Annotated in this window: 7 protein-coding genes; 4 read left to right on the top strand and 3 right to left on the bottom strand. The window is 63.9% G+C overall.

Going from position 1 to position 11,336, the window contains the following annotated elements:
- Positions 1 to 152: 152 nt before the first annotated feature.
- The 4 genes from pepN to AC1DYO_RS13245 all read left to right on the top strand — a co-directional run bounded on the left by pepN (position 153) and on the right by AC1DYO_RS13245 (position 6,253).
- Complete coding sequence (gene pepN, locus AC1DYO_RS13260; protein WP_477263812.1) at positions 153 to 2,792, top strand: aminopeptidase N; 2,640 nt, start codon at positions 153 to 155, stop codon at positions 2,790 to 2,792.
- Positions 2,793 to 3,147: 355 nt separating this feature from the next.
- Entirely contained in the window at positions 3,148 to 5,469 is a 2,322-nt protein-coding gene (locus AC1DYO_RS13255) for a PAS domain-containing sensor histidine kinase (protein WP_477263810.1), read from the top strand.
- Between the two features lie 89 nt (positions 5,470 to 5,558).
- Positions 5,559 to 5,819: a type II toxin-antitoxin system prevent-host-death family antitoxin gene (locus AC1DYO_RS13250; RefSeq protein WP_477263808.1), complete on the top strand. Its 261-nt coding sequence runs from the start codon at positions 5,559 to 5,561 to the stop codon at positions 5,817 to 5,819.
- Positions 5,816 to 6,253: a type II toxin-antitoxin system PemK/MazF family toxin gene (locus AC1DYO_RS13245; RefSeq protein ID WP_477263806.1), complete on the top strand. Its 438-nt coding sequence runs from the start codon at positions 5,816 to 5,818 to the stop codon at positions 6,251 to 6,253. Before AC1DYO_RS13250 ends, AC1DYO_RS13245 begins: the two co-directional genes overlap by 4 nt.
- A 54-nt stretch (positions 6,254 to 6,307) precedes the next feature.
- On the opposite strand, the gene AC1DYO_RS13240 is transcribed toward AC1DYO_RS13245, so the two are convergent.
- The 3 genes from AC1DYO_RS13240 to AC1DYO_RS13230 all read right to left on the bottom strand — a co-directional run bounded on the left by AC1DYO_RS13240 (position 6,308) and on the right by AC1DYO_RS13230 (position 11,288).
- A complete protein-coding gene (locus tag AC1DYO_RS13240; RefSeq protein ID WP_181058914.1) occupies positions 6,308 to 6,781 on the bottom strand; it encodes an EF-hand domain-containing protein in 474 nt (157 codons plus the stop codon).
- Between the two features lie 65 nt (positions 6,782 to 6,846).
- Positions 6,847 to 9,801: a bifunctional [glutamine synthetase] adenylyltransferase/[glutamine synthetase]-adenylyl-L-tyrosine phosphorylase gene (locus tag AC1DYO_RS13235; RefSeq protein WP_477263803.1), complete on the bottom strand. Its 2,955-nt coding sequence runs from the start codon at positions 9,799 to 9,801 to the stop codon at positions 6,847 to 6,849.
- Positions 9,802 to 9,812: 11 nt separating this feature from the next.
- The gene (locus AC1DYO_RS13230; protein ID WP_477263801.1) at positions 9,813 to 11,288 is read right to left on the bottom strand and encodes a sensor histidine kinase; all 1,476 of its coding nucleotides are present in this window, start codon (positions 11,286 to 11,288) and stop codon (positions 9,813 to 9,815) included.
- Between the last annotated feature and the right edge of the window lie 48 nt (positions 11,289 to 11,336).

Below are 11,336 nucleotides of genomic sequence, written 5' to 3'. Positions count from 1 at the left end.
GCCTCGCGATGAAGATGGAAGGGGAATGCCCCGAAATAGGCATTGCCGCAGTTTTGTCGAGTGACCGTTTCGTGTAAAGAGCGCGCACTTTAGATTTCTTGGGCCAGCGGATACCGCCGCAGGCTCCGATAACGACAGGGAAACCCCAGGGAATGCGAACCGATACCGGCCAGGTCTTCAAGCTCGAAGACTATCGCCCCAACGACTTTTCCATCCCGCAAACCGGCCTGACCTTCCGCCTTTCGCCAGACGCAACGCGCGTTACCGCCGTGCTGACGATCGAACGCCGCGACAATGCTGCCGCCTCGGCGCCGCTGGTGCTGGACGGCGACGGGCTGATGCTCAAGCGCATCGCCATCGACGGCCGCGAGCTTGCGTCGGCCGAGTATCTGGCAACGCCGGACCAGCTGACCATTTTGAAGCCACCGGCTGCCTTCGAGCTGCTGCTGCAGACCGAGATCGCACCGGCCAGCAATGAGGCGCTGATGGGCCTTTATCGCTCCAGCAATGTCTATTGCACGCAATGCGAAGCCGAGGGCTTTCGCCGCATCACCTATTTCCTCGACCGCCCCGACATCCTGTCGGTCTACACCGTGCGCATCGAAGCCAAGCTGGACGAGGCGCCGCTGCTGCTCTCCAACGGCAATCCGATGGAAAGCGGCGCGCTTGCCGAAGGCTGGCACTATGCTGTCTGGCACGACCCCTTCCCCAAGCCGTCCTATTTGTTTGCGCTGGTGGCCGGCACATTGGGCCAAGTCGCCAACAGTTTCGTCACAGCGTCCGGCCGCAAGGTCGAGCTCGGCATCTATGTCGAGCCGGGCAAGGAGGGTCTCGCCGGCTACGCCATGGATGCGCTCAAGCGCTCGATGCAATGGGACGAGCAGGCGTTCGGCCGCGAATACGACCTCGACGTCTTCAACATCGTCGCCGTCTCCGACTTCAACATGGGGGCCATGGAGAACAAAGGCCTCAACATCTTCAACGACAAATATGTGCTGGCCGACCGCGAGACCGCGACCGACGCCGATTTCGCCAACATCGAGGCGATCATCGCGCATGAATATTTCCACAATTGGACAGGCAATAGAATTACCTGCCGCGACTGGTTCCAGCTTTGCCTGAAGGAAGGCCTGACCGTCTTTCGCGACCACGAATTCTCCGCCGACCAGCGCTCGCGCGCGGTCAAGCGCATTGCCGAGGTACGTACGCTGCGCGCCCACCAGTTCCCCGAGGACCAAGGGCCGCTGGCGCATCCGGTGCGGCCGCGCCGCTACCGCGAGATCAACAATTTCTATACGGCGACGGTCTATGAAAAAGGCTCGGAAGTGGTGCGCATGATCTGCACCATCCTCGGGGCCGAGACCTTCCGCGCCGGCATGGACCTCTATTTCGAGCGCCATGACGGTGAGGCCGCGACGATCGAGGATTTCCTGAAAGTCTTCGAGGACGTCTCCGGCCGCGACCTGTCACAGTTTGCGCTCTGGTATCACCAAGCGGGCACGCCGAACCTGACCGTCAGTTCGACGCACAATCCGGCCTCGCGCGAATTCACGCTCGAGATCGAGCAGTCGGTGCCGCCGACACCGTCGGAAAGCCGCAAGCGGCTGATGCACATTCCGCTCGCATTCGGTCTGGTCGGCGCCGGCGGCGAACCGGTCGCCTATGGCGGCGTCGACGGCGCCGCCGTCGAGGACGGCGTCATCCACATCCGCAAGCGCCGCCACCTGGTGCGCTTCTCCGGCGTTGACGAGCGGCCGGCAGTGTCGCTCAACCGCGGCTTTTCGGCGCCGATCACGCTTTCGGTCGAGCAGAAGGCCGACGACCAATTCTTCCTTGCCGGTCACGACAGCGACGCCTTCGCGCGCTGGCAGGCGTTCAACACGCTGCTCACCGATGCGCTGATAGCAGCCTTCCGCCAGATCCTCGGCGGCGCGAAGCCGGCTTTCACCGCCAGGCTGACCGGGCTTGCCGGCAAGATCGCCGGCGACGAGACGCTTGAGCCCGCCTACCGCGCACTCGCGCTGTCGCTTCCCGGCGAGGCCGATATTGCCCGCGATATCGGCAGAAACATCGATCCCGACGCCATCTTTGCCGCCCGCGAGGCACTGGCGCTGGCGATCGCACGCGCCAATCAGGACGCCTTCGCCAACCTCTACGGCCGCCTTGTCGACGACGGTCCGTTCAGCCCCGATGCGGCAAGTGCGGGACGACGGGCGCTGCGCAACATCCTGCTCGACTATCTCTCGCTGCTGCCGGGAGGGGTCGAGCTGGCCGCCCGGCATTTCGAGGCCGCGACCAATATGACCGACCGCGCCGCGGCGCTCACCGTGCTCGCGCATCGCCATGACGGCTCGCCCGAGGCGATCAAGGCGCTGGCCGGCTTCGAGGCGCGATACGGTGCTGATCCGCTGGTCATGGACAAATGGTTCCAGATTCAAGCCAGCGTGCCGGGACCGAAGACCGTCGAGCGTGCGCGCGCGCTCACCGGTCACGCGGCCTTCTCGATGGCCAATCCGAACAGGGTGCGCTCGCTCATCGGCACATTCTCCAGCGCGAACCAGACCGGCTTCCACCGTGCAGACGGCGAAGGCTACCGGTTCTTCGCGCAGACCGTCCTCGAGGTCGAAAAGCGCAATCCGCAAGTGGCGGCCAGATTGGCGACGGCGCTGCGCTCCTGGCGCTCGCTGGAACCGGGCAGACAGGCCAAGGCCAGAGAGGCTCTGCTGGCCATCGCCAATGGCGAGAACCTGTCAGCGGATTTGCGCGATATTGTGGAGCGGACACTGGCTTGAGCTGCATAATCTCCCCCCTCGTGGGGGAGATGCCCGGCAGGGCAGAGGTGGGCGCGAAGGATCGCAGCCTTCGATCTCGCCTCAGTTCAGGGCTGCATCCGGCACCCGTTGTAACTGTTTTTTGGTTGGGCGCTCCAGCCATTTGATACGCCGAGGGACAGCGCCCCCCTCTGGCCTGCCGGCCATCTCCCCCACAAGGGGGGAGATCAGCAGCTTTCTAGTTATTTCAATCAATTTTTAATGTTTTTCGCCCGCGCCACTGGACAAGGCGAATCACCTTTGATTCTTTACAGACGATTCGGACGTGCGGTGTTGCCGGATCGTCAAGCGTACGGAAATTCGGGGAGTGCCATTTATGGCCAAGGCGGACGCGTGGGGCGCGCCCGAGGGGACGGCTTTTGAGCGGCGCAAGGTGCGGGGCGACGGCCTCGCCGGCAATACGCGGCTCATCGCTGAACCAGCCTACCGGCGGCTGCTGGCTGCCGAGCCGCTTCTGCGCCGTTCGATACCGGCGCTCATCATCATCTTCCTGATCGTCATTGCCGCTCTTCGCGTCCTGTCGCTGATGAACGAGCGCGACGAGGTCGAGCGCGACGTCAAGGCGGTGCTGGGTCTGGCCGCCGGCCAGATGGCGAACGCAATCTCGGCCGACCCGAACGCGGCCGACGGCGGCGCCATCGACTTGCTGGAAAGCACCAGCCGCCAGGGCGCCATGGGCAGAAGCCATGTGCTTGTCATCACCGACAGCGCCTTCAAGATCATTGCGGTGTCGCCGCTGTCGACCGGCTGGCAAGGGCGGTCGCTCGACAGTCTGGTGCTGGACGGCCAGCCGCTGTTCATGTTCGGCGACCGCGCTGGGGTGATGGATGTCAGCATCGGTGGGCAGGACTGGTATGCTGCTGTCAGCCTGACCCGGGACAGGAAGAACGCCGCCGCTGTGCTGGTGCCGCAGGAGGCGGTGTTCGACAGCTGGCGCAAGGCCGTGTCGCTCAACGTCACGCTGTTCGTGCTGACGGCGGGTGTGCTGATCATCATCCTCTACGCCTATTTCGGCCAGGCATCGCGCGCCCAGACGGCTGACCGCATCTACCTCGAAGCCCACCAGCGTATCGACATGGCGCTGGTGCGCGGCCGCTGCGGCCTATGGGACTGGGACATGGTGCGCGGCAAGATGTACTGGTCGCGCTCAATGTACGACATGCTGGGCTACGAGCCCTGCAACTCGATGCTGTCCTTCGGAGAGGTCGATGACATCATCCACCCCGAAGACGGCGATCTGTTCGAGCTCGCCAACCGGATCGTCGAGCGCGAGATCGACCATATCGACCAGGTGTTCCGCATGCGTCACGCCGACGGCCAATGGGTGTGGATGCGCGCCCGGGCCCAGGTGATCGACCCGGAAGCGCCTGAGATTCAGCTGATCGGCATCGCCGTCGACGTCACCGAACAGCGGCATCTGGCGCTGCGCTCCGAGGCGGCCGACCTGCGGCTCAGAACCGCGATCGAGAACATCAACGAATCCTTCGTGCTGTGGGATGCCGCCCAGCGGCTGATCATGTGCAATTCCAAATACCAGAAGGACAACGGCCTGTCGGACCGCGACGTGATGCCGGGCGCGGCGCGCGCCGTGCTGGAGGAGCGCATGCTGGCCTTCGCCTCGGAACGCCGGCTGGCCAACACCAGCGGGCCGCAAGGCGGCGCGACCTTCGAGCGGCAGCTGTCCGACGGCCGCTGGCTGCAGGTCAACGAACTGAGGACCCGGGACGGCGGCACCGTCTCCGTCGGCTCCGACATCACCCAGATCAAACTGCACCAGGAAAAGCTGGTCGACAGCGAGCGCCGGCTGATGGCGACCATCCACGACCTCAGCCTTGCCCGCCGGGCCGAGGAAGAACGCGCCAAGGAACTGGTCGAACTCAACCGCAAATACATGAAGGAAACCGAGCGCGCCGAAGCCGCCAACCGGGCCAAGTCCGAGTTCCTGGCCAACATGTCGCACGARCTGCGCACGCCGCTCAACGCCATCATCGGCTTTTCCGAACTGATGGAACAGGGCCTGTTCGGGCCGCTCGGTTCGCCGCGCTACGAAGAATATGCCAACGACATCAACGGCAGCGGCAAATATCTGCTCGGCGTTATCAACGACATACTCGACATGTCGAAGATCGAGGCCGGCCAGTTCTCGATGGACCGCGAGGAAATCGATCTGTGTCCGCTGATCCGCGAGACGGTGCGGGTCATCTCGTTGCAGGCGGCGGAGAAGTCGATCACGGTCGAAACCCGCATAGCCGACACGATGACGCTGTTCGCCGACCGCCGGGCGATCAAGCAGATCGCCATCAACCTTCTGTCGAATGCAGTGAAGTTCACCGGCCAGGGCGGCCATATATCGGTGCGCGCCCGTAATACTTCAGGCGCGCTGGTGCTCACGATCGAGGACACTGGCTGCGGCATTCCGAAGGAGGCGCTGAGCAAGCTCGGCCGGCCGTTCGAACAGGTGCAGAACCAGTTCTCCAAGAACCACGCTGGCTCTGGCCTTGGCCTCGCCATCTCGCGCTCGCTGGCCGAGTTGCAGGGCGGCGCGCTGAAAATCCGCTCGACCGAAGGCGTCGGCACTATCGTGTCGGTGCGCATTCCAGTGAAGAAGGCGACGCCGGCGGTGAAGGCGGCGGCCTGACGGTCCGCCACCACATCGCCCCGAGCATGGCCACAGTCGCCCTTGAAACGGTTATCTATTTTATCTATTGTAGATAAAGAGGTAGCTTCATGCGCGTGACATCGACTGAATTCCAGCAGAACGTCGGACGCTTCCAGGATGCCGCCCAGCGGGCGCCGGTAGCGATAACGAAGAATGGCCGTACCCATACGGTGCTTCTGTCGGCGGCAATGTTTGAAGTCCTGGTCAAGGGACGGGTTGCCCGTCCCGTTGAGGACCTGGACGAGGAGACATTGAACGCGATCGCCAAAAGCGCTGTCCCATCAGAATATGACGGGCTGGACGCGATGCTCAAAGACTGGACGCCGTGAGCCTGCCCAAACCTGTCCCCGGTCTGGTGATTTCCTATTCCTATCTATGGGCGGACGAGCACAGCAAAGGTGCGGAAGAAGGCCGCAAGAATCGGCCCTGCGCAATCGTTGCCGCGCGTCGGATCGTGGAGGGCCGCGAGGTGGTCACTGTGGTTCCGATTACTCACTCGTCTCCGAATGATCCCGCCGATGCGATAGAGATACCTGCACCACTCAAGGCCCACCTTGGACTCGACGATATGACATCATGGGTGCTTGTCAGCGAAACCAATGATTTCCTCTGGCCCGGACCCGACCTCAGGCCCATTGCGGGAAGCAGGCCCACCCGCTTTCACTATGGCATGTTGCCGCCTCGCTTCTACGCGTATCTGCGCGAGCGGATTTTGCAGGCACACGTGAGCCGCGCTCTGCGCCGTGTTCAAAGGACCGAGTAGCTGTCCGGTCTTGTCGGTCCCGGCGGCTTTCGCCGCCGGAGCCGTAATCGCCATTCACTGCATGCTGTCGTCGCCGCCGTCCCATTGGCGATGACGGCCCATGCGACCGTTCTTCGGCAGTTCGTTACGCTCGATCTTGCCGTCATTGTTGCGATCGAGCATGGCGAACACCTTCTTCTCACGCCCGGTGATGTCGTCGGTGGTCAGCGTGCCGTCACCCTTGGTGTCGTAGCGGGCGACGATGCGCTTGGCCATTTCCTCGAACCGCGCCTTCTCCAGCGCGTCGGCGAGCTGGGCGACGGTGAGCTTGCCGCCATTGTCGGCGACCAGCTTCTTCAGCCGAGCGTTCATGGCGTCGGAAAACTGGTCGAAGCTGATGGTGCCGTTGGAATCCTTCATCGCCTTGTCGAGGCGCATCATCGTGCCCTCGCGCATTCTGGCGCTGGCATTGTTCTCGGCATAGGCGGTGGTGCCAACGGCGCCGGCAAGCGCGACGAAGGCAAGGGCAAGTCCGGTTGTCTTTCTCATGGGTATTCTCCTGTTGCATCGTCACCCCCGATGCGATCCGAAACAGCCGTCAGCGCTTCACGCCCTCACGATTGTTTCGCACGAAGCAAAAGGTCGAAGTCCTTTCTGACCTTTTGCGACGTCTCCTTGAGATGTGCTTCCAGCACACCGAAATCCGGCAGGTCAGTCACCGCCAGCAGCAGATCCGACAATCCCGGCGGAACGTCGTCGCGTTCGAAGGCGCCGGTGAGGCAAAGTCGCGTCATCTGCGTCAGCGCCAGATAAAGCTGGTAGGCTTCGCAAAGCTCTTGCCTGACCTCAGTCTCGGCGAAATCCGGGGCCAGATGCGACAGGATTTCGCCGGTCGCGGTCACCCTGTCGCCGGCTTCGACCTGCCCGGTGATGACGGCCACCTGCGCAATGAATTCGAGGTCGATGAGGCCGCCTGGGATCAGCTTGATATCCCAGAGATCGCGCGGCTGCTTTTCCTTCTCGATCAGCGCGCGCATTTCGGATGCCTCGGCCCGCACCTTGGCGGCGTCGCGCGGCAAGGCCAGAAGTGCGGCCACCTCGACTTCGACCTCGGCGCACAGTGCGGCGTCGCCGCCGATGGCGCGGGCGCGGGCCAGCGCCATGTGCTCCCAAGTCCAGGCTTCCTGGCGCTGGTACTTCTTGAAGGCGTCGACATGGGTGGCGACCGGCCCCTTGTTGCCGGATGGCCGCAAGCGCAGGTCGAGCTCGTAGAGAACGCCCTCGGCGGTCGGCGCCGAGACAGCCGCGATCAACCGCTGCGTCATCCTAGTGTAGTAGTGCGACGGCGCCAGCGGCTTGTCGCCGTCGGATTCCTCGGCATCCGCGTCGTGATCGTAGAGCAGGATGAGGTCGACATCCGAGCCGGCGGTAAGCTCACGGCTGCCGAGCTTGCCCATGCCGAGCAGCGAAACCGTGCCGCCGGCGATGCGGCCATGGCGCAGTGCGAATTCGGCCGTCACCGCCTGCAGTGCGGCGTCGATGGTGAGGTCGGCGAGGTCGGAAAAGGCACGGCCGGCACGGCTCATGCTGATCGAGCCGGCGAGCAGGCGCACACCGATCAGGAACTTCTGCTCGGAGGCAAAGATGCGCAGACGGTCGAGCACGTCCTCATAGGCCCTGTCACCTTCGATGAAAGCCGCCAGCCGCGCGGACAGATAGGCGCGATTAGGCAGTTCGTTCAGCAGCGCCGGATCGAGCAGGCCGTCGAAGACATGCGGACGCTTGGTGATGATCGCCGCCAGCCGGGGCGCGGCGCCCATGATGGTCGCCATCAGTTTCAGCAGAGCGGGGTTCGACCGCAGCAGCGAAAACAGCTGGATGCCGGCCGGAAGACCGGCGAGGAAGTCGTCGAAGCGCACCAAAGCCTCGTCGGCCCGGCGCGTCTGCCCGAAGGCTTTGAGCAGCGCCGGTGTCAGTTCGGTCAGCCGCTCGCGCGCCTCGGCCGACTGGGTGACGCGGTAGCGGCCGAAATGCCAGCCGCGAATGACGCGGCAGATGTCGCTCGGCCGCTTGAAGCCGAGGCCGTGCAAGGTCTGCAACGTGTCGGGATCGTCGACATCACCGGTAAAGACCAGATTGCCGACGCCGGCCGACAGTTCCGGCGCGGTTTCGAACAGTGCTGCGTAATGGCGCTCGACTTCGTGCAAAGCGGCGCGAAAAGTTTCGGAAAACTTGGCGGCATCGGCAAAGCCCAACATATGAGCGATACGTTCCAGCCCCTCATCGTCGTCCGGCAGGATATGCGTCTGCTCGTCGGCGACCATCTGGATGGCGTGCTCGACGCGCCGCAGGAACCAGTATTGGCGGGTGAGCGCGTCGCGGGCATCGGCGGTGATCCAGTTGCGCACCGCCAGCGCGCCCAGCATCGGCACGGTCTCGCGGCCGCGCAGTTCGGGAAAACGGCCGCCGGCAATCAGCTGCTGGGTCTGGACGAAGAACTCGATTTCGCGAATGCCGCCGCGGCCGAGCTTGACGTTGTGGCCCTTGACCGCGATCTCGCCATGGCCTTTGTGGGCATGGATCTGGCGCTTGATCGAATGGACGTCGGCGATCGCCGCATAGTCCATGTATTTGCGCCAGACATAGGGCTGCAGTTCCCGCAGGAAGGCTTCGCCGGCGGCGACATCGCCGGCCACCGGACGCGCCTTGATCATGGCGGCGCGCTCCCAGTTCTGGCCGCGCGCCTCATAGTAGCGAAGTGCCGCCTCGACCGGAATTGCCAGCGGCGTCGAGCCGGGATCGGGGCGCAGCCTGAGGTCCGTGCGGAAGACATAGCCGTGCTCGGTGCGGTCCTGGAGAATGCGGACGAGGCGGCGGGTCAGGCGCGCGAACAGTTCGGTCGCGTCGAGCGGATCGACGATCGCCGGTGCATCAGGATCGAAGAAGACGACGAGGTCGATGTCGGAGGAAAAATTCAGTTCATGGGCGCCGAGTTTGCCCATGCCGAGCAGAATCCAGCCGGACTGCCGCGACGGCTTTTCGGGATCCGGCAATTTGAGCTTGCCCTGGCTGTGTGCCTCGCGCAGCAGGAAATCGACGGCGGCGCGGGTGCAGGCGTCGGCGAGATCGCTGAGGCGGCGTACGGTGAGTGCCGTCTCGGCCTCGCCGGCGAGATCAGCGAGCGCAATCAGGAAGTGAGCTTCTCCCTTCCACTGCCTGAGTTCCATCATCAGGCTCGATTCCGAAACGGCCTCAGCAAAGGCGACTTTGCCAATCGCTTCGGCAATGCTGAGCAGCCTGGCCTCGACACCATCATCGAACAGCGCATCGAGGATCTGCGGCCGGCGGCGCGCGACATCGCGCAGGAAGGGCGAGAGGTCGAAGACGGCGGCGAGGAACTCCTGGGCGGCGCCCTTGCCGCCCAAAAATTTCGCCAGCCGCGGCAGACCTTCGTCCTCGGCGGCGCCGGCGATCTCCGACAGTTTACGCCGGGCGCGGCTCTCGTCCAGCGGCGCAAGTTGCGCCGCCAGCTGCAGGTGCCATTCTGTCTCGATCGGTTTCGCAGCCATCCTCACCGCCATCAGTGATCCTCCCGCACGGGGAAACTCATGATAACGGACAATCCGGGATTGGCGGGCAGAAGTTCGAGCCGGCCATTGTGGAAAGTCATGATCGCCTTGGCGAGGCTGAGGCCCAGGCCCGAACCCGGCTGCGAGCGGCTCTTTTCCAGCCGCACGAAACGCTCGGTCGCCCTGGCACGGTCGGCGTCATCGGGGATGCCATGGCCATTGTCGGCGACAGAAAGCCGGATTTCATAACCGACGCGCTGCAGCGCCACGCGCACGGCCGGCTTCTCAGTCGCGTCGGTTGAATATTTGATGGCGTTGTCGACGATGTTCGACAGCGCCTGGCCGATCAGCTCGCGGTTGCCATTGATTGTGAAATCCCCGTCCACAGAGGTTTCGAGCACCACGCCAGCCTCCTCCGCCACCGGCTCGTAAAGCTCGACGACGTCGCGCACGGCGGCTGCGAGATCGACCTTGCTGGTGCTTTCCGAGGAATAGCCCGCCTCCAGCCTGGAGATCATCAGGATGGCGTTGAAGGTTTTTATCAGGTGGTCGGACTCGGCAATGGTGCCTTCCAGCGCCTGTCGGTAGTCAGTGGTCTTGTGCTTGCCCGAAAGCGTGGCCTCGGCGCGGTTGCGCAGCCTGGTCAGCGGCGTCTTCAGGTCGTGGGCGATGTTGTCGGAGACCTGCTTCAGGCCTTCGTTCAGCGTCGCGATCCTGGCCAGCATGGTGTTGAGGTTTTCGGACAGGCGGTCGAATTCGTCGCCGGCGCCGGTCACCGGCAGCCTTCCCGTGAGGTCACCGCCCATGATGCGGCGGCTTGCTTCCGAGACGCTGTCGATGCGCTTCAGCGCGGCGCGGCCGACAAAGAACCAGATCAGCAGCCCGCCCAGCCCCATCATGCCGAGCGCCAGCATCAAAGCGCGGCGGATGACGGCGCGAAAACGCTCTGGTTCGCCGAGATCGCGGCCGACGAGCATGATCATCTGGTTGGGCAGCCTCAGCACCAGCGCAATCGCGTTGTGGCCCTTCTCACCCTCCGCCTGCACCTCGTTCTGGCCGGGTTGCGTATCGCTCTGGTCGGCGGCCGAGTTGCGCTGCCGCTCAAGCTCGCCTTCGCCGAAGCGCCGGTAGGAGAATGGCTCGGTCGTCCAGCCGTCGGTCTCGAGTACGCCCGGCTCCAGGCTCTGCACATTGCCGGTCAGGATCTGGCCGTTGGCGTCGGCGATCAGATAGAGGTTGGCGCCAGGCTGGCGCGAGCGCTGTTCGACCACGCGCACCAGCACCGGCAGGCCGCCGCGCTGATAGGCGCGGGCAAGGCCGAGCACCTCGTCATTGATGGTCTGCTGCGTCTGGCCGGTCAGCATGCGCGCCGACAGCGATGTCATGTAGAAGACGAGCAACACGGCGCAGAGTGCGAAAAGCAGGAAATAAAGCGCCGAAAGCCGCGCCGCCGTCGTCCTCATGATGGCCGGCAAGGAAAGGGCCATGGATGCCTAGCTCATGATGAGATTTGGTTGAAATCTCATCATGAGCTA

It is taken from the genome of Mesorhizobium sp. P2_F5 (genome assembly GCF_056403715.1).
The sequence above is the reverse complement of the archived record's forward strand: the minus strand, read 5'-3'. Positions and strand labels throughout refer to the sequence as shown.

Coding starts and splice junctions, on each gene's coding strand:
- pepN (WP_477263812.1), top strand. CDS start 153: ATGCGAACCGATACCGGCCAGGTCTTCAAGCTCGAAGACTATCGCCCC.
- AC1DYO_RS13250 (WP_477263808.1), top strand. CDS start 5,559: ATGCGCGTGACATCGACTGAATTCCAGCAGAACGTCGGACGCTTCCAG.
- AC1DYO_RS13240 (WP_181058914.1), bottom strand. CDS start 6,781: ATGAGAAAGACAACCGGACTTGCCCTTGCCTTCGTCGCGCTTGCCGGC.
- AC1DYO_RS13235 (WP_477263803.1), bottom strand. CDS start 9,801: ATGGCTGCGAAACCGATCGAGACAGAATGGCACCTGCAGCTGGCGGCG.
- AC1DYO_RS13230 (WP_477263801.1), bottom strand. CDS start 11,288: ATGGCCCTTTCCTTGCCGGCCATCATGAGGACGACGGCGGCGCGGCTT.